The organism is Nonomuraea sp. NPDC048916, from assembly GCF_040649575.1.
Lineage (GTDB): Bacteria > Actinomycetota > Actinomycetes > Streptosporangiales > Streptosporangiaceae > Nonomuraea.
This window is the reverse complement of the sequence record NZ_JBEZFS010000026.1, coordinates 85352-102726: the sequence shown is the minus strand read 5'-3', so window position 1 is coordinate 102726 and position 17375 is coordinate 85352. Positions and strand designations below refer to the sequence as shown.

General features: G+C 70.3%; 16 protein-coding genes. 8 read left to right on the top strand and 8 right to left on the bottom strand.

Features of this window, described 5'->3' with window-relative positions:
- Nucleotides 1–247: 247 nt before the first annotated feature.
- Nucleotides 248–1438 carry a hypothetical protein gene (locus AB0C16_RS26815; protein ID WP_357686717.1) on the bottom strand — a complete coding sequence of 397 codons (1191 nt, stop codon included), beginning with the start codon at nucleotides 1436–1438 and terminating at the stop codon, nucleotides 248–250.
- 147 nt (nucleotides 1439–1585) lie between these two features.
- Between AB0C16_RS26815 and AB0C16_RS26810 the strand changes: the two genes are divergently transcribed.
- Nucleotides 1586–2107: a gamma carbonic anhydrase family protein gene (locus tag AB0C16_RS26810; protein WP_357686716.1), complete on the top strand. Its 522-nt coding sequence runs from the start codon at nucleotides 1586–1588 to the stop codon at nucleotides 2105–2107.
- Here AB0C16_RS26810 and AB0C16_RS26805 read toward each other — a convergent pair.
- Nucleotides 2079–2981 (bottom strand): hypothetical protein, encoded by a 903-nt coding sequence (locus AB0C16_RS26805; protein ID WP_357686715.1) that lies wholly within the window; start codon nucleotides 2979–2981, stop codon nucleotides 2079–2081. The genes AB0C16_RS26810 and AB0C16_RS26805 overlap by 29 nt on opposite strands.
- A 63-nt stretch (nucleotides 2982–3044) precedes the next feature.
- On the opposite strand from AB0C16_RS26805, the gene AB0C16_RS26800 reads away from it, so the two are divergent.
- Nucleotides 3045–4439 (top strand): hypothetical protein, encoded by a 1395-nt coding sequence (locus AB0C16_RS26800; RefSeq protein WP_357686714.1) that lies wholly within the window; start codon nucleotides 3045–3047, stop codon nucleotides 4437–4439.
- A 484-nt stretch (nucleotides 4440–4923) separates the two neighbouring features.
- Here AB0C16_RS26800 and AB0C16_RS26795 read toward each other — a convergent pair whose 3' ends face one another.
- The 6 genes from AB0C16_RS26795 to AB0C16_RS26770 form a co-directional block, all read right to left on the bottom strand.
- Complete coding sequence (locus tag AB0C16_RS26795) at nucleotides 4924–5205, bottom strand: metal-sensitive transcriptional regulator (RefSeq protein WP_357686713.1); 282 nt, start codon at nucleotides 5203–5205, stop codon at nucleotides 4924–4926.
- A gap of 29 nt (nucleotides 5206–5234) precedes the next feature.
- Nucleotides 5235–6305: a glycosyltransferase gene (locus AB0C16_RS26790; RefSeq protein WP_357686712.1), complete on the bottom strand. Its 1071-nt coding sequence runs from the start codon at nucleotides 6303–6305 to the stop codon at nucleotides 5235–5237.
- A complete protein-coding gene (locus tag AB0C16_RS26785; protein ID WP_357686711.1) occupies nucleotides 6302–7099 on the bottom strand; it encodes a hypothetical protein in 798 nt (265 codons plus the stop codon). The genes AB0C16_RS26790 and AB0C16_RS26785 overlap by 4 nt, the downstream gene beginning before the upstream one ends.
- Before the next feature lie 149 nt (nucleotides 7100–7248).
- On the bottom strand, nucleotides 7249–9375 hold the full coding sequence (locus AB0C16_RS26780) for a (Fe-S)-binding protein (protein WP_357686710.1): 2127 nt from the start codon (nucleotides 9373–9375) through the stop codon (nucleotides 7249–7251).
- 149 nt (nucleotides 9376–9524) lie between these two features.
- Nucleotides 9525–10109 (bottom strand): TetR family transcriptional regulator, encoded by a 585-nt coding sequence (locus AB0C16_RS26775; protein ID WP_357686709.1) that lies wholly within the window; start codon nucleotides 10107–10109, stop codon nucleotides 9525–9527.
- Nucleotides 10110–10146: 37 nt separating this feature from the next.
- Nucleotides 10147–10956, bottom strand: a complete 810-nt coding sequence (locus AB0C16_RS26770) for a sugar phosphate isomerase/epimerase (protein ID WP_357686708.1) — start codon at nucleotides 10954–10956, stop codon at nucleotides 10147–10149.
- A 56-nt stretch (nucleotides 10957–11012) separates the two neighbouring features.
- Here AB0C16_RS26770 and AB0C16_RS26765 point away from each other — a divergent pair, with 56 nt between their 5' ends.
- The 6 genes from AB0C16_RS26765 (at nucleotide 11013) to disA (ending at nucleotide 17260) form a co-directional block, all read left to right on the top strand.
- Complete coding sequence (locus AB0C16_RS26765) at nucleotides 11013–11711, top strand: class I SAM-dependent methyltransferase (protein WP_357686707.1); 699 nt, start codon at nucleotides 11013–11015, stop codon at nucleotides 11709–11711.
- 44 nt (nucleotides 11712–11755) lie between these two features.
- Nucleotides 11756–12130 (top strand): MerR family transcriptional regulator, encoded by a 375-nt coding sequence (locus AB0C16_RS26760; protein WP_357686706.1) that lies wholly within the window; start codon nucleotides 11756–11758, stop codon nucleotides 12128–12130.
- Entirely contained in the window at nucleotides 12127–12432 is a 306-nt protein-coding gene (gene trxA / locus AB0C16_RS26755) for a thioredoxin (protein WP_357686705.1), read from the top strand. The genes AB0C16_RS26760 and trxA overlap by 4 nt, the downstream gene beginning before the upstream one ends.
- A gap of 104 nt (nucleotides 12433–12536) precedes the next feature.
- On the top strand, nucleotides 12537–14690 hold the full coding sequence (locus AB0C16_RS26750; protein ID WP_357686704.1) for a M20/M25/M40 family metallo-hydrolase: 2154 nt from the start codon (nucleotides 12537–12539) through the stop codon (nucleotides 14688–14690).
- Nucleotides 14691–14729: 39 nt separating this feature from the next.
- Nucleotides 14730–16136, top strand: a complete 1407-nt coding sequence (radA, locus tag AB0C16_RS26745) for a DNA repair protein RadA (protein WP_357686703.1) — start codon at nucleotides 14730–14732, stop codon at nucleotides 16134–16136.
- A gap of 41 nt (nucleotides 16137–16177) precedes the next feature.
- Nucleotides 16178–17260 carry a DNA integrity scanning diadenylate cyclase DisA gene (disA, locus tag AB0C16_RS26740; RefSeq protein WP_357686702.1) on the top strand — a complete coding sequence of 361 codons (1083 nt, stop codon included), beginning with the start codon at nucleotides 16178–16180 and terminating at the stop codon, nucleotides 17258–17260.
- The last annotated feature ends 115 nt before the right edge of the window (nucleotides 17261–17375 follow it).

The window sequence follows — 17375 nt, the reverse complement described above, 5'->3', positions numbered from 1 at the left end:
CAGCAGTCATTCGACAGCGCGGCTCAACTCTCCAGCAAACCGCGCGGATGTAGCGGCGGTATCGTTGTTGTTCAGTCGCTCTTTCCTCCGCCGAGCAGTGTGTATGCATTGGCGGGCGCACACGAACAGCCCGGTGCCGGGTCCAGCGTCTCGGCGGCTCCGGCACCGGGCCCCCAGGGGGCCGCATGCGCGGAAGCCTCCGACCCTATCGGGGGCGGAGGCTTCCGCTCACGGAACGTTCTACGTGCTACTTGCGAATGTCTGACAGGTGGCCGAGGTTCACGTCGGTGTCATCGGAGACCGCGCGCCGGACCGGCGCCTCCTCGTCCTCCCCGACGATGACGCGGACGTCGCCCGGCCGCTCCCGCTCCGGGAAGCTCAGGTCTCGCGTCGGAGGCTCCTGGTAGTGAGCCTCCTGCGGCTGAGGGTCCCGCGACTCCGCCTGGGGATCGGCGAACCGGACCTCCTCGGTCTGCGACTCGTCGTAGCGGGCCTCCTGCGGCTCGCCCTCCTGCGACCGGCCCTCCTCCGGCCGGCCCTCCTCCGACCGGCCCTCGTCGTAGCGGCCGTCCCGAGTCTGGGCCTCCTGCGGCGGCCCCTCGTAGGGCACCGGCGCCGGCTCGACCAGCAGCGGACCCGCCGCCTTCTCGGCGTGCATGAGATCGCCGAGCACCGAGCTGATCTCGGTCAGCCGGCGCACGACCTCCGTGTGCGTGTTGCCGAGGTATTCGACCCGCCGGCCCGCGTGCTCGTCGAGCGCGGCCACGCGCTGCCGTGCCGCCGTGAGGGTCGACTCCGCCTCCCCCCGGGCGGCGGCCAGGGTCCGCGCGGCCTCGGCGTTGGCGCTCTCCACCAGCCGCTCGGCCTCGGCCTGGGCGGAGGTGACCAACTGCTCGGCCTCCTCGCGCGCCTCGAGGCGGGTGGCGTCGGCTTCCTGGCGCGCGCTGGTCAGCTTCTCATCGGCGTCGGCGCCCGCCTGCGCCAGCATCCGCTCGGCCGCCGCCGTGGCCTCGCCCACCCGCCGCTCGGCCTCCGCCTGGGCGGAGGTGAGGATGCTGTCGGCCGTCTCGCGGGCCGAGGTGACGAGCCGCTCGGCCTCCGACTTGGCGGCGTCACGCACGCTGGTGGCCTCGGCCTCGGCGTCCTCCTTCTTGGACGCGGCCTCCTCCTCGCCCAGCTTGAGAATCTGCGCGAGCCTCGGGCTGAGATCCTCGTAGCTCTGTGGCGCCTCGACCATGCGCCGCCTGGCCTCGGCGAGCTCGAGCCGGCCCTGCTCGGCCTGGTCGATCGCCCGGACGAGCCGCTCCTCCAGATCGCGGATCTGGTTGCGGGTGCGGTTGACGTAGTCGTTGACCTGAGCGCGGTTGTAGCCGCGGAGCGCGACCTCGAAGGTGTCATCCTGCATCAGATCGGGAAAGTTCTCGTGCTGGTTTGTCATGGGGGATACCTAAGGGTTTGCGTGAGGCGGGGGAAAACTGCGGCTTGTAAGGGTCTGACGACGAGACGTCAGGAAACGACTTTCCTGCCATCTGCCCACGTCCGCAACCGGAACGCCAGACCTGGGGCGGGAATTACGATGTGACGGGTGTACATCGCTGCATTGAACAACGGAGCAGTCCCGGACATTCATCCCGAGGCGTACATCGCCCCCGGTGCCGTCGTGGTCGGGAAGGTGCGTGTGGGACGAGCGTCCAGCATCTGGTACGGCTCCGTTCTCCGGGGAGACGACGAGCGGATCGAGATCGGGGAAGAGTGCAACGTACAGGATCTCTGCTGCCTGCACTCCGACCCGGGCGAGCCGGCGATCCTGGAGTCGAGGGTCAGCCTGGGGCACAAGGCCATGGTGCACGGCGCCCACGTCGAGACGGGCGCGCTGATCGGCATCGGCGCGATCGTGCTCGGCGGCGCCCGCGTCGGCGCGGGCACACTGGTGGCGGCCGGAGCGCTGGTCGGGCCGGGCAAGAAGATCCCGGCCGGCGTGCTGGTCGCCGGGGTGCCGGGCCGGGTCGTGCGGGAGCTCACCGACGACGACCGCGACTCCTTCGCCCGCACGCCCGACAACTACATGGCCAAGGCGATCAGACACGGGCAGGCGTCAGCGATTTGATCAGCACCGCGTCCGGCACCGAGGCGGTGTTGAGCGGGTCGGCGTAGTCAGGCAGCTCCGGACGCAGAAACCTGACGAAGTCGACGGTCATCTTCACGTCCGGCACCCCCCTCACCTGCTTGGCGTTGCCCTTCGTGGCGTCCTTCTTGAGCGTGCTGTAGCTGTCCCAGTCGGTGTAGGCCGTGATGCCCCACTGCAGCACCTCGGGCAGGTTCGACTCCCAGCGCCTGGCGACCTTCCAGGCGCCGCCGTCCTCCCTGTAGAGGGCCACCGCGACGCGGCCGACCCTGGCCAGGACGAGGTCGACCCAGCCGCTCTTCACGGCTAACTCCTGCGGCTTGGAGCTGCCCTCCTTGGTGTACTTCACCTCGACCTGGCCGCGCTTGTCGGCCGTGCCGGTGGTGACGGACACCCAGTTGGGCACGGCGTACGAACCGGGCTGGCGGGCCATCAGGCCGCCGAGCGAGAACTTGCGCCTGGGCGTGCCGCCTTTCTTGCCCTCGACCTTGACCCGGGCGTGCATGACGATGTCGCCGGCGAGCTCCTGGAAGACGAACGGGCCGCGGAAGCCGTCGAACCAGGCGGAGGTCCTGGGCTCCAGGTACATCGCGCCCTTCGCCGTCTTGTTGACGTCGAGCCTGGCGATCCGGTCGAGGTCCTTCTCGACCTCGCTCAGCTTCGTCCACATCGACAGGTCGGTGCCGGCGGCGAACTCGGTGGAGGCCGCGCCCACCTCGCCTCCCGGCGTCGGCGGGGTGGCCGCCTCCAGTGTGAGCACGCCCGGTCCCGTGGGCGAAGGCTGCGCCGCCGTCAACGTGCCGCAACCGGCGAGCGCGCTCGCGACCGCCACGATCCCTGCCATCTTCGCCCTCATAGTGGACATTCTGCCGTGTCATGGTCACTGCTGATTTCGAACTCGGCCAGTACGATGGCCGCCGTGCGCCCCTGGGATGCGTTCGCCGCCGCGGAGTCGGAGGTCCGTGCGATGGTCGCCGACCATCGCTGGCCTGCCCTTCCGGTGCCGGCGCGCGCCCAGGCGATCGCGGCCAGGGCCCTCGTGACGCCCGACGGCGACCGGTGGCTGTTCGGCGCGCACGCGCGCTGGCACCTGCACGACCCGGCCGACGGCCGCTGGCACCTCGCCCCGCCGCCGAGGGGCGCCCATGCCCGCCGAGTCGGCCACTCCGCCGCGGCGCTGCCCTCTCCGGTGATCCCCCGGGGCCCCGACTTCGCCGCCGAGCCCGGCTCCACACAGGCGTTCATCGGCCCCGACGTGCCGGCCGGGCTGACCGAGCAGGTCAGGGTGCTGCTGCGGACCAACGGCCGCAAGTCCGAGCGCGACTTCCCGTTGACCGCCTTCGACGAGATCTTCGCGGCCGACGTGCCGAGCACGGTCGCCGCCGTCTGGGGCACGGTGATGTGGTGCGCCTACGCGCCCGCCTTCGACGGCAACGAGGGGCTGATCACGGTCTTCGGCGAATACCTGCGGCGGCCGCTGCCGGGTGACGAGTGGGTGCGCTGGCTGCCCGCGCCGCCGCTGCTCGACCTCGTCACGCTCGTCGCCGAGCGGCTGCGGTCGGGCCGTTCGCGCGAGGCGCTCCGCCTGGCCGCCGTGATGGCGGACACGGCCCAGATCCTGCTCGCCGACGCCCGCTTCCGGCCGCGCGCGCTCGCGCTGCTCACGATGGTCGAACCCGCCCTCAGCCGGCCGGACCTGGACGACCGCGCCGCCCTGCGTGACGACCGGGCCGTACGCCAGGCGTGGCTGGAGCGCTGCCCGGTCCGGCTGGCCAGGGCCGTGCTGGCGGAGACCGACCCCGCGGCCCACTTCTGCCACAGCGTCTACGACCTGGCCGAGGCCCTGGCCTTCACCGGCGACCCGGCCCACGCGGCGGCCACCCTGCTGGCCGACCTGTCAGATTCCCGGGGCTCGCTGCCCGGCCACCTCGACCACCGCCTCCGGCGGGCCTACGGCGAGCTGGCCCGCGCGGGGCTCACCGGCACCTCGGCCGCGGAGTCGACGCAGCCCGACGGGTTCCCGGTGCTGGGGCCGGCCCAGCCGCTGCCCGCCGACTCGGGCCGTCATGCCCCGGCCGCGCCGGAGGGTGAGGGCTGGCACGTGCTCGCCCGGGCGCCGGGCCGGCACGTCGTGTCGGGGTTCGAGATCGAGCCGCCCGGCCGGGCGAGCGCGGCGGCGGTGCTCGGGGCCGCCTATGCCACCGGGCTGGCGTGGGGCCGGGTGAGCGGGGCCAAGGTGCCGGAGCGTGGGTTCGCGGGGCAGTCGGCGCTCGTGCGGAGGCTCGTCCACGAACGTGACGATGTTCCCTCCTAACCCACTAATACCGTTATTTAACCCTTACTCCGCCTATATCGTTCCACTACTTCAGATAACAGACAATTCGCTGAATTGTGATCTCGGATTCGGGAAATGATCCTGCAGAGGCCCGAGTGGCACGGAAAGGAATGACTCCGATGGGCCATGTCGCCGGAAGGGCCTCAGCCGTAACCTCGTAGAGGGTGTGGGCTGCGGAAGGAAGGACGACGCGGTGGGGCACGATGACCTGGACTCTCGGGTCCACGACCGTGTCGCGTTGGACGAGATTGCGCTCTACGCTGAGGTGCTTACCGCTGTCGCTGTCAGCGAACGGCGGCTGACCTTGGACGAGCTCGACGACGCGCTCGGATTGCGGACTTCGGCGAGCCGCTGAAGGACCATCACAAAGACCTAGTCCCGGACTCCTCAGGGGTCCGGGACAGTCATTTCGGGGGGTGTGCCGCTTCCCACAATATGACTAGTCAGTCAAGCCGCCGATCTTCTACGACCGGACGAGACGCGCGATCGCCGCCGACGCCTCCTTGACCTTCGCCTCGGCCTCGGGGCCTCCGGTGTTGATGGCATCGGCCACGCAGTGCGAGAGGTGCTCCTCCAGCAGCCCGAGGGCGACCGCCTGAAGCGCCCGTGTCGCCGCGGACACCTGGGTGAGAACGTCGATGCAGTAGGCGTCGTCATCGACCATCCGCTGCAGACCCCTGATCTGCCCCTCGATCCGCCTCAGCCGAGTCAGATAAGCCTGCTTGTCTCCGCTGTACCCATGCATACCCCCAGGATACCCGTATCCGGTATCTCTCAGCGGAGTCCGGAGATCAGCCTCTCCCACTGCCGGGCCATCTCGTCGGCCGAGTGACGTACGGCCGTCTCGAGCGCTCCGGCGGCCAGCGAACGGCGCCTGCGCTCGTCGTCGATCAGCGCCAGCAGAGCCGCGGCGAAGAGTTCCAGCTCGTCCTCGACCTCGGGCACCAGCACCCCGTTGTAGCCGGTCGCCACGAACTCCGTCGGCCCCCTCGCGCCCTCGACGGCCACGACCGGCACCCCGCAGCCCATGGCCTCCAGCACGGTCATGCCCAGGTCGCCGGTGTGCGAGGTGTTGGCCACGATCGACGCCTTGGCGAACTCACCGGGCAGGTCGGGCGTGGTGCCCATGAAGTAGACGTGGTTGTGCAGGTCGAGCTCGCGGACCAGGGCACGCAGCAGCCTCTCCTCGGGCCCGCCGCCGTAGAGCCGGAGCCGCCAGTCGGGCCGCTTGTCAGCGACGATCGCGAACGACCTGATCAGCCGGTCGTAGCCCTTGACGGGCACCCACCTGCCGCCCGCCGCCACGATGCGGTTGTCCATCCGCGAGCGCGGCCACGGCCCGTGGGGCAGCGCGTCGGCCACGGTGTGCACGACGGGCCCCTCCTCCTTCAGCAGCTCGGCCCACTCCGCCTCGGCCGTCTCCGTCGCCGTGACCACCGCGCCGAGCCTCGGATAGAACCGCTGCACCGGCCCGGGCACGGCCGGCCGGCTCCACTCGCGGGCGATCTTGAGCATGTCGCGTGGCGCGTGCTTGGCCACCTGCACGCCGAGCCCCGGCCGGGTGGTGATGATCACGTCGGACCTGAGGCCGCGGAGCAGCCGCCACAGCGCGACCTCGGCGCGCACCTGGCCGCGCGGGAACAGACGCCTGCTCCCCGGCCTGGCGTCGATCACCGAGCGCATCGTCACGCCGGACGCGACCGGGAAGAACGGCTTCTCCTTGGGCCGCCGGACGCTGATCACCTCGACCTCGTGCCGCTCCGCCAGGGCGTTGGCCAGGTTGAGGGTGGAGCGCACGTCGCCGCGCATGCCGTACGCGGAGGCGAGCACCAGGGTGATCTTCACCCGCCCACCTCGATCCGCAGCTCGTCGTCGGCGGTGTAGCAGGGGCGGATGGGCACCCCGTCGATCCGGGCCGACGGGTAGTGCAGGCGGCGGCGCTTGCCGTCGACGTCGTCGAGGCGCGACCCGAGCTTCATCGCCGTCGGCACGCCCTCGACCTTCAGCGACGGCTCCCAGGTGCCGACGCCGTCGGGGTCGGCGGCGAGCACGTCGACCAGCGAGAACGCGGCGTGGAAGCGCACTCCCTGCACGGTGGCGGAGGTGCGCGTCATGAAGTCCTCGGACTGCCGGCGGTGCAGCGCCAGCCGGGCCTCGTGCCGGCAGTCGTCGTCCTCCAGCCCGGTGAACGCCAGCAGGCCGGTCACCTCGAAGCGGCCCTCGCGGAACCAGATCGCGCGCACCTCGGCGGCGGGCGCGGCGTCGTCGATCTTCAGGGCCAGGAATCCGTTGCGGGTGCGGTAGGAGCGGTAGGCCAGAGTCCGTCTGCACAGCGCGTAGGCGTCGAGGTGGTCGAGCGAGAAGCCCGGATCGACGCTGCGCAACCGCACGCGTCTGCCCTCGCGGCGCAGGTAGGCGTCCCAGCGGCCGGCGCTGAGCACGAGCGGCGCCAGTGAGACGGCCAGTGTGGCCTCACTGGCCCTGGCGCCCGGCGTGCCGAGCAGCACGCCGCGTTCGACCCCCGTCGTACGATGCCGGAGCACGAGCTCCGTGCCGTCTTCCAACGGCTCCTCGATGGCGAGTCGCAGGGAGAGCACGTCTGCGAGCGTGACTTCCGCGTCTGTGACGACGACGCGCATCGCGAGCCCCCTCCCCGTCGAATGAAGCCATGCGACGTTGAGGTTACCGTGATTTTCCCGTTATGTGGATGGCGGATTTCCGGCGTGAGGCGCTTCTGACAGGCGGAACTCCTCCACAGAAACCTGTGGAGGAGTCGGACCTCGTCGGGTCAGGAAGCGCCTTTGACCGATTTGATCAGGAGCTGGGCGACGTCCACGACCTCCAGCGACTCCTTGGCCTCGCCGTTGTTCTTCTTCTCGTTGATGGCGTCGCCGAGCATCACCATGCAGAACGGGCAGGCGGTGGACACGGTGTCGGGATTCGTGGTGAGCGCCTCGTCGACGCGCTCGGTGTTGATGCGCTTGCCGATGCGCTCCTCCATCCACATGCGCGCCCCTCCGGCGCCGCAGCAGAAGCCGCGGTCCTTGTGGCGGTGCATCTCCTGGGTCTGCACGCCCGGCACCTTCGACATGATGTCGCGGGGCTGGGAGTAGACCTTGTTGTGGCGGCCGAGGAAGCACGGGTCGTGGTAGGTGATCTTCTCCTCGATCGGCGTGATCGGGGTGAGCAGGCCCTCATCGACCAGCTTGGACAGCAACTGCGTGTGGTGCACGACCTCGTACGTGCCGCCGAGCTGGGGATATTCGTTGGCCAGCGTGTTGAAGCAGTGGGGGCAGGTCGCGACGATCTTCTTGACGCCGGCCTCGTTGAGCGTCTCGATGTTCTGCTGGGCCAGCATGTTGAACAGGTATTCCATGCCCAGGCGGCGGGCCGGGTCGCCGGTGCACGCCTCCATCGGGCCAAGCACCGCGAACTTCACACCCGCGATGTGCAGCAGCTCCGCGACGGCCTTGGTGGTCTTCTTGGCCCGGTCCTCGAGAGCCCCGGCGCAGCCGACCCAGAAGAGGTATTCGGTGTCCTCGGGCATCTTCTCGTCGACGACCTCGACCTCGAAGTCGAGCTCCTCGATCCAGTCGGCCCGCTTCATCTCGGACATGCCCCAGGGGTTGCCCTTGTTCTCCAGGTTCTTCACCATCACTCCCGCCTCGGACGGGAACGACGACTCCACCATCACCTGGTAGCGGCGCATGTCGAGGATGTGGTCGATGTGCTCGATGTCGACCGGGCACTGCTCGACGCAGGCGCCGCAGTTGGTGCAGGCCCAGAGCACGTCGGGGTGGATCACGCCCTCCTCGCCGACCAGCGGCTTCTCCAGGAGGGCCAGCACGTCGGTGTCGGCGTGGGGGTTCGCCTCGGCCGTCGAGCCGCCGCCTGCGGCCGCCATCATGTACGGGGCCACCTTGAAGGCGTGGTCACGCTGGTCGAGGATGAGCATCTTCGGCGACAGCGGCTTGTCGGTGTTCCACGCCGGGCACTGCGACTGGCAGCGACCGCACTCGGTGCACGAGTAGAAGTCGAGGAAGCCCTTCCACGTGGTGTCGGCGATCTTGCCGCGGCCCAGTCGTTCGGGGTCGAGGTCCTCGTCCTCGAAGTTGACGAGCTTGCCGTCGATGCGCAGCTCGGAGGCGGCGCCGAGGCCGTCGGGGCGGCGCGAGAAGAGCACGTTCAGCGGTGCGGTGAAGATGTGCAGGTGCTTGGAGTGCACCACGATGATCAGGAACACCAGCATGAAGCCGATGTGGAGGAGCAGCGCGATCTCCTCCAGCAGGGTGTTGTTCTGCGGCAGCACGTCGCCCAGCGGGATCGACACGAAGGCGCCCGCCGAGTAGGGGAAGTTGCCGTTGGCCGACGCCGCGCCACGCGCCAGGAAGAGCGTCCAGATGATGTTGAAGATCATGAACAGGACGAGCCACGCGCCGCCCAGGTGAGAGCCGGAGAAGCGCGACTTGCGGCCCAGCGTCTTGGGTGAGTTCTTGATCCGGATGACGGCGAAGGCGACCAGGCCCAGGAGACAGGCCACGGCGATGAAGTCCTGCAGGAAGCCGAGGATCGGCCAGGTCCCGACGAGCGGGATGTGGAAGTCGGGCTTGCCGGTGATCGCGCCCTGGATGATCGCGCCGTACGCCTCGATGTAGACGGTCAGCAGGATGAAGAACGCCCACATGACGAAGAAGTGCGCGACGCCGGACGGTGTCCACTTGAGCAGCTTCTTCTGCCCGAACACCTCGACGAGTTGCGCCTTGAGCTCGGCGCCCGCGTTGGCCTTGGCGTACTCGATCCGCTCGGGCGCGGGTGGGCCCACCGTCGCGAGCTTGAAGAGGAACAGCGCCCTGCGGCCCGCGACGGCCACCGCCAGGACGGTCATGACGAGCCCGATGATGGCTACCCAGAGCACGGGGTCCTCCCACAGACGACGTTGGCTGCCAGCGTACGGTCGCCGGTCATCCACGTAATGACCAGGTGTCCTCGAAATCCTACCTATCGGTAACATCACCGAGGCAACGCGACCCACTCTAAGGTCGCGACCCATTCTAGAACAATGCTCTACTCGGTGAAGTAGCGCTGCAAGGTCGGAGCCAGCAGTTCAACGAGCTCCTCCGGATCGACGCTGGCCATCGGCTCGAGTTTGAGCACGTAACGAGCCATCAGCACGCCGAACATCTGCCCGAACGCGGCCTCGATCCGCAGGTGTGGAACGCCGAGTGCGTCGGCGACCTGGTAGAGGAGGGCATTGGTGACAAAATCCCTGAACATCGACGCGGCATGGTCATGCGTCATCGCCGAACGAATCAGGGCGATCATCGGATCCCGGGTCTCGGGAGTCGCGGTAACTGTCAGGATCAACCTTACCAACCGCTCTCCGATGCTCTCTCGCGGGCCCTCCAGCAGCGTCGACACGACGAGCTCGGAGTTGAGCGGCAGTTGGAGGGCTGCCGCGAAGATGCCCTCCTTGGTGTCGAAGTAGTGGTGCACGAGAGCGGGGTCGACCTTCGCCTCCCTGGCGATGCCGCGCACCGTGGCCTTGTCGAACCCCATCTCGGCGAAGACCCGCCTCGCCGCGGCCAGGATCTCGCCGCGGGTGTCGGCCGAACCGGGCCGGCGGCCGGGACGCCGCTTGATGGTGCTCATGGCCTCACCCGGGCCGGCTTGCGCGTCGGGCCGACGCTCATGTGGACGCCGCCAGGTGGAGCCGGGCGAAGGCCAGCCCCTCGGCCAGATCGTCGATCCGCTCGGTGCGGCTGGTCGCCTTACGGGTGTTGATCTCGAGGACGACCAGCCCGCCGTAACCAGAGCCCGCCAGCCGCTCCAGCATCGGCGCGCACGGCTGGTTGCCCCGGCCCGGCACCAGGTGCTCGTCCTTGTTGGTCACGCCGAGGCCGTCGGCCAGGTGGAGGTGGGCCAGCCGGTCGCCGAGCTTGGCGGCCATGTCCATCGCGTCGGAGCCCGACACGGCGGTGTGCGAGAGGTCGAGCGTGACCTGGGGGAAGTCGTAGTCGAGAGGGTTCCAGTCGGGAGAGTAGGGAACCACGTCGTTGCCCCTGGCACGCAGCGGGAACATGTTCTCCACCGCGAACGCGATGTCCGTCTCGTCGCGCATCCGGGCCAGCCCGGCCTCGAAGTCGCGCGCGTAGTCGCGCTGCCAGCGAAACGGCGGGTGCACCACGACCGTCGAGGCGCCGAGCCGCTCGGCCGCCTGCCGTGCCTTGACCAGCTTGGCCCACGGGTCGCGCCCCCAGACCCGCTGCGTGACCAGCAGGCAGGGCGCGTGGATCGCCAGCACCGGGATCTCGTAGTGATCTGAGAGCCGCTCGATCACGTCGATGTCCTGGCTCACGGGGTCGGCGCCGACCATGATCTCGACACCGTCGTAACCCAGGCGTGCGGCCAGTTCGAACGCGTCAGGAGTGCGTTCGGGATATACCGAAGCGGTGGACAATGCGATCTTCGCATTGGGCACGCGGATGACGTCAGCCACGTTGCCAGCCTAAGCGGGTGAAGCCGTTCTGGCGCGCGAGCCCCTACGGTTGAGGCATGTCCCGGATCGCCAAAGGCGCCATCCCCAGCCCCAACATCTGGAACTCTCCGCAGGTCTACGAGCTGGAGAATCGCGCCGTCGACCCGGACGGCGCCGCCAACGCCGCCATGTGGGCGCTGCGCCCGTGGCGCGGCGCCACCGTGCTCGACATCGGCTGTGGCACCGGCTACCACCTGCCCGGTTTCGCCGCCGCCGCGGCGCGGGTGATCGGGGTCGAGCCGCACGGCGACCTGGTCGCGCTGGCCCGCCGCCGGTGCGCCGAGCTGGCCAACGTGACGGTGCACGCCGCCGCCGCGCAGGACCTTCCGCTGCCCGACGCCTCGGTGGACGTGGCGGTCGCACGCTGGGCCTACTTCTTCGGTCCCGGCAGCGAGCCCGGCCTGCGCGAGCTGTCCCGGGTGGTGCGACGGGGCGGCACGGCCTTCGTCGTCGACCTCGACGCCGGGCGCGGGTCGTTCGGCCGGTGGTTCTCGCGCACCGTGCCCACCTACTCCGCGCGGCGGGTCGAGGACTTCTGGCAGCGGCACGGCTGGCAGCGGCAGCCACTCGACCTGCGCATGGTCTTCGAGCGCAGGGCCGATCTGGAGGCGGTGCTGCGCATCGAGTTCGCCCCACGGGTGGCCGAGCAGGCGATCGCGGAGACGCCCGGCCTGGAACTCGCCTATCCCAACGTGCTGCGCTGGCGCCACTTCTGAGCCGGCTTGACCCTGACGTCGGTGTCAACGTTTACCGTGACCGTATGCGCATCGGAGAGCTGGCCCGGCGGACCGGGGCGAGCAGCCGTTCCCTCCGCTACTACGAGCAGCACGGCCTGCTCACGACCCGGCGGGGATCCAACGGCTACCGGGAATACGCCGAGGACGACGTCAGGCTGGTGGCCGAGATCCGGGCGCTGCTGTCCGTGGGCTTCACGCTCGAGGACACCCGGCCGTTCGTCGACTGCCTGCGCGCCGGCCACAGCACGGGCGGCTCCTGCCTCGAGTCGATCGCCGTCTACCAGCGCAAGCTGGCCCAGATCGACGACGAGCTCCGCGTCCTGCTCGCCCGCCGGGCGGAAGTGGCCGCCCAACTGGCCGAGTCCTGTCCAGGTTGCTTCCTCAAGGGAGAGAAATGATCACGTTGAGCACGGAGAACTTCGACGAGCAGGTCCTCGGAAGCGACAAGCCGATGCTCGTCGACTTCTGGGCCGAGTGGTGCCCGCCCTGCCGCATGGTCGCCCCGGTGCTCGCCGAGATCGAGGCCGAGCACGGCCTGGCCATCGGCAAGCTCAACACCGACGAGCATCCTCAGATCATGGCCCGCTACGGCGTCATGAGCCTGCCCACACTGCTGCTGTTCGAGAACGGCGTGCCGGTCAGGCAGGTCGTGGGAGCCAGGCCCAAGCGCATGCTGGTGGCCGAGCTCGGCCTCGCGTAGTCCCTAAGACCTACCCGAGGATCATGCTCCGGGCTGAAAGACCTACCCGAGGATCATGCTCCGGGCTGATCGCAGGCGGGGCCGGACGACCTAGCGTTGGGTCCATGACCCGCAACGCCCTCGTCGGGCTCGTGGCGCTCGCGGCGTTGCTCGCGGTCACGATGCTCGACCTCGCACCCCCCGGCCCCAGCCCGGCCGGTGCTCCCGCCGGATCCTTCAGCGCCACCAGAGCCTTCGAGCACGTCGAGGCCGTCGCCCGCGCTCCCCATCCCACCGGCTCGGCCGAGCACGACCGCGTCCGCGACCACCTGGTGACCCGGCTGCGCGCGCTCGGCTTCGAGACCCGGGTCCAGGAAGGCGTCGGGGTGCTTGCCCTCGAGCACGACGGCGTGACGCCGATGGGCCGGATGCGCAACATCGTCGCGGTCCGGCCCGGCGCCGACCCGACCGGCCGGGTGATCCTGGCCGCGCACTACGACTCGGTGGCCACGGCTCCCGGCGCCGCCGACGACGGCGCGGGCGTGGCCACCATGCTGGAGGTCGCCCGAGCGCTGCCCGGTCCGCTGCGCAACGACGTCGTCTTCCTCATCACCGATGGCGAGGAGCTCGGCCTGCTCGGCGCCGACGCGTTCGTCAGGCACGACCCCCTGGCCAAGGGCAGGGCCGTGGTGCTCAACAACGAGGCCCGCGGTGTGCGCGGCACCGTGCAGATGTTCCGCGGCTCCCCCGGCGCCGTCGAGGTCTACGGATCGGCCGCGCCCCATCCGTCGGCCGACTCGGCCTTCGCCTCGCTGCTCGGCCTGCTGCCCAACAACACCGACTACCACGTGTTCGACCAGGCCGGCTGGATGGGCCTCGACTCGGCCTTCCTGGGCGGCGGGGCCTACTATCACACACCCCTCGACGACCCGGCCCACCTCGATCTGGGCAGCCTGCAGCAGACGGGCGACAACACCCTCGCCCTCACCCGCGCGCTGGGCGAGACCGACCTGGCGGCGCTCGAATCCGCCGGAGAGTCCGTCTACTTCAACGTCCCCGGCCTGTTCGTCCGCTATCCGGGCTGGCTGGAGCTGCCCGTCGCGCTGGGCGCGCTGGTGGCGGCCGGGGCGCTCGTGTGGGCGCTGCGCGGGCGCGGGCTGGTCAGCCTGCCCCGCCTGGCCGCGGCCACCGGGCTGGCACTGGTGCCGGTGCTCGCCGCCGGCGCCGCCGGCTACGCGGTCATGCTGCTGCTCGGGCTGATCAGGCCGGAATACACGGAGCTGCTCACCGGAGACCCCTACCGGCCGTGGCTCTACCAGGCCGCGCTGCTGGTCTTCACCGCGGCGATCGTGACGGCCTGGCGGCTGTTCGGACGGCCCGTCGAGCTCGCGGCGGGCACGGTGCTGCTCGTGGCCCTGCTCGGCGCGGCGTCCGCGGCGGCGTTGCCCGGCGGCTCCCACACACTGGCCTGGTCCGCGCTGTTCGCGGCGCTCGGCTGGCTGGTCTCGCTGCGCGTGCGATGGCCGATGCTCGCGCTCACGATCGGGCTGGCTCCGGCCACCGTGCTGCTCGGCGGCACCGCGCTCGGCTCGCTCGACGTGGGGCTCGGGATCGGCGGCATGTTGTCGGCCCCGCACCTCGCCATCCTGGTGCTGCTCCTGCTGCCGCTGGCCGAGGTGCGGCCGTGGCCGCGCCGCCGGGCGGTCCTCGTGCCCGTGGCCGGCCTGGCCGCGGCCGTGGCGCTGCTGGGCGCGGGCCTGGTCGTGGACCGCTTCGACGCCGAGCATCCCCGGCAGACCAGCGTGGCCTACGCCACGGACACCGCGACGGGTGCGGCCGTCTGGGGGTCCCGGTCAGGAGAGGAGAGCGCGGAGAGCGAGAGGTTCTTCGATGACGGTCGCTGGGCCACCACGCCCGCCCAGACGTCCACACTGTTGCGGGCGCCGTCGGTCGACGTGGTGAAGGACGAGACGTCCGGTGAGCGGCGCACGCTCACACTCAGGCTGACGCCCGAAGCGGGCGCGCCGACCACCGGGCTCAGCCTGGCGGAGCCGGTGCCCATCACGGTCGACGGGAGGGAGCTGGGCAAGCGGCGCGGTTTCGCCTATCACGCTCCGGCGGGTCCCCTGGAGGTCACGCTGGTGCTGCCACCGGCCAAGACCCAGATCCGAATTTTCACCCGTAGTCATGATTTATCAGTGGTTCCGGGTTTCACGCCCCCGCCGAACACGGTCAACCTGACACCGCAGGCGACCGCCTTCCGGACGCACACCCTGTGAAGTCGAAGATTGTCGGCAGTGCCCGCTAGCCTGCTCCGCATGGCCAAGTCAGCGCAGAAGCCCGGTTACCGCTGTGCCGAGTGCGGGTGGCGCACCACCAAGTGGGTGGGCCGGTGCGGCGAGTGCCAGGCGTGGGGCACGGTCGACGAGGAGGGCGCGCGAGCCGGGGCCCACGTCGTCCAGGCCGGCGCCACGACCGCGCCCGCGATGCCGATCGGCCAGATCAAGGCCGAGGTGGCGACCGCCCGCACGACCGGCGTGGCCGAGCTCGACCGGGTGCTGGGCGGCGGCCTGGTGCCGGGCGCCGTGGTGCTGCTGGCGGGCGAGCCGGGCATCGGCAAGTCGACGCTGCTGCTGGAGGCGGCGGCCCGCATCGCCGAGCGCGACACCGTCCTCTACATCACGGGTGAGGAGTCGGCCGCCCAGGTGCGCCTGCGGGCCGACCGCATCGGCGCCATCCAGAACGACCTCTACCTCGCGGCCGAGACCGAGCTGTCGGCCCTGATCACCCATGTGGAGAAGGTCCAGCCCAGGCTGCTCGTGGTCGACTCGGTGCAGACGATCGGCTCCGCGCAGGCCACCGGCGTGCCCGGTGGGGTGACCCAGGTGCGCGAGGTCGCGGCAAACCTCGTGCGCCTGGCCAAGGAGCGCAACATGGCGACCGTGCTGGTCGGCCATGTCACCAAGGAGGGCTCCATCGCCGGGCCGCGCACGCTCGAGCACCTGGTCGACGTCGTGCTCAGCTTCGAGGGTGACCGGCACTCGCGGCTCCGCATGGTCCGCGCGATCAAAAACCGGTTCGGCCCCATCGACGAGGTCGGCTGCTTCGACCTGCACGAGCGCGGCATCGAGGGCATCACCGACCCGAGCGGCCTGTTCGTCTCGCGGCGCAGCGAGCCGGTGCCCGGCACCTGCGTGACCGTGACCGTCGAGGGCACCCGCCCGCTGCCCGCGGAGGTGCAGGCCCTGGTCGCCCGCACCGAGGCGCAGCAGCCCAGGCGCTCCTCCTCCGGGCTCGACACCTACCGGGTCCAGATGATCCTCGCGGTGCTGGAGCGCAGGCTCAACGCCAAGCTCGGCGGCTGCGATGTCTTCACCGCGACCGTGGGCGGCATCAAGCTGTCCGATCCCGCGATCGACCTGTCGGTGATGCTGGCGGTGGCGAGCGCCGCCGGCGACAAGCCGCTCCCCGCGGGGCTCGTGGCGCTCGGCGAGGTCGGCCTGGCGGGCGAGCTGCGACCGGTCAAGGACGTGCGGCGGAGGCTCAGCGAGGCCGCCCGGCTCGGTTTCAAGCGCGCGCTGGTGCCCGCCGGCTCGCTCGACGAGGGCACCCGCAGGCGCGACGGGCAGCGCAGTCTCGTGCCCGTGGGGCCGGTCTCCTTCGCCCCCGGCTTCGAGGTGATGGAGGCGGAGAACGTCTGGGACGCGCTCACGCACGTCACATAGCACGGCTAAGCTGAGCTTGACTAATCGGACACGGGGGTCAGGTGGCAAACAACAGGAGTCTCGACGACCGCCGTCGAGAAGCCCTGGCATCGGTGGCTCCGGGCACGCCGCTACGCGATGGTCTTGAGCGGATCCTGCGCGGTCAGACCGGGGGGCTGATCGTGCTCGGCCACAACAGCGTGGTCGAAGAGGTGTGCAGCGGCGGGTTCGAGCTCGATGTCGACTTCTCGGCGACCCGGCTGCGCGAGCTGGCCAAGATGGACGGCGCGATCGTGGTCAACGGCGAGCACAAGATCATTCGTGCCGCGGTGCACCTCGTGCCCGACCCAGCGATCCCCACCGACGAGTCCGGCACCCGTCACCGCACCGCCCAGCGCGTCGCCCGGCAGACCGGCCTGCCGATCATCGCGATCAGCAAGTCGATGCGCATCATCGCCCTCTACCTCGACGGCATCCGCTACGTCCTGGAGGAGTCGGCGGCCATCCTGTCCAAGGCCAACCAGGCCCTGGCCACCCTCGAACGCTACAAACACCGCCTTGACGAGGTCTCCGGCACCCTGTCCGCCCTGGAGATCGAGGACCTTGTGACGGTCCGCGACGTGGCGGCCGTGGCACAGCGGCTGGAGATGGTCAGGCGCATCAGCGACGAGATCAAGGGCTACGTGGTCGAGCTGGGCACCGACGGCCGCCTGCTGTCGCTTCAACTCGACGAGCTGGTGGCGGGCGTCGACTCCGAGCGCGAGCTGGTGGTGCGCGACTATCTTCCGCCCCCCACGGGCCGGCGGACCCGACGGCTCTCCGAGGCCATGCACGATCTCGACCAGCTCTCGGGCAGCGAGCTGCTCGACCTCTCGACGGTCGCCCATGTGCTCGGCCGCAGCGGCGGCGAGACGCTCGACAGCTCGGTCAGCCCGCGCGGCTTCCGCCTCCTGGCCAAGGTCCCCCGCCTGCCGGCCACAGTGGTCGACCGCCTGGTCAACCACTTCGGCAGCCTGCAGAAGCTCCTCGCGGCGAGCATCGACGACCTGCAGGCGGTCGGCGGCGTCGGCGAGTCGCGCGCCCGCAGTGTCCGCGAGGGCCTGTCCCGCCTGGCCGAGTCCTCGATCCTCGAGCGCTACGTCTAGCCCTCACCGATCCTCGAACGCCACGTCCAGCCTCACTGGCTGGCCCGTTCCCCGCACGTCGCCACCTCTGAGCTGTGTTGATCACGGTCGGTGCTGGATCAGCCATACCGGCTGA

Bases quoted from the DNA above. Each gene is read 5' to 3' on its own strand.
- AB0C16_RS26805 (WP_357686715.1), bottom strand. From the start codon at position 2,981: ATGAGGGCGAAGATGGCAGGGATCGTGGCGGTCGCGAGCGCGCTCGCC.
- AB0C16_RS26815 (WP_357686717.1), bottom strand. From the start codon at position 1,438: ATGACAAACCAGCACGAGAACTTTCCCGATCTGATGCAGGATGACACC.
- AB0C16_RS26750 (WP_357686704.1), top strand. From the start codon at position 12,537: ATGACCCGCAACGCCCTCGTCGGGCTCGTGGCGCTCGCGGCGTTGCTC.
- trxA (WP_357686705.1), top strand. From the start codon at position 12,127: ATGATCACGTTGAGCACGGAGAACTTCGACGAGCAGGTCCTCGGAAGC.
- AB0C16_RS26775 (WP_357686709.1), bottom strand. From the start codon at position 10,109: ATGAGCACCATCAAGCGGCGTCCCGGCCGCCGGCCCGGTTCGGCCGAC.
- AB0C16_RS26795 (WP_357686713.1), bottom strand. From the start codon at position 5,205: ATGCATGGGTACAGCGGAGACAAGCAGGCTTATCTGACTCGGCTGAGG.
- radA (WP_357686703.1), top strand. From the start codon at position 14,730: ATGGCCAAGTCAGCGCAGAAGCCCGGTTACCGCTGTGCCGAGTGCGGG.
- AB0C16_RS26785 (WP_357686711.1), bottom strand. From the start codon at position 7,099: ATGCGCGTCGTCGTCACAGACGCGGAAGTCACGCTCGCAGACGTGCTC.
- AB0C16_RS26765 (WP_357686707.1), top strand. From the start codon at position 11,013: ATGTCCCGGATCGCCAAAGGCGCCATCCCCAGCCCCAACATCTGGAAC.
- AB0C16_RS26760 (WP_357686706.1), top strand. From the start codon at position 11,756: ATGCGCATCGGAGAGCTGGCCCGGCGGACCGGGGCGAGCAGCCGTTCC.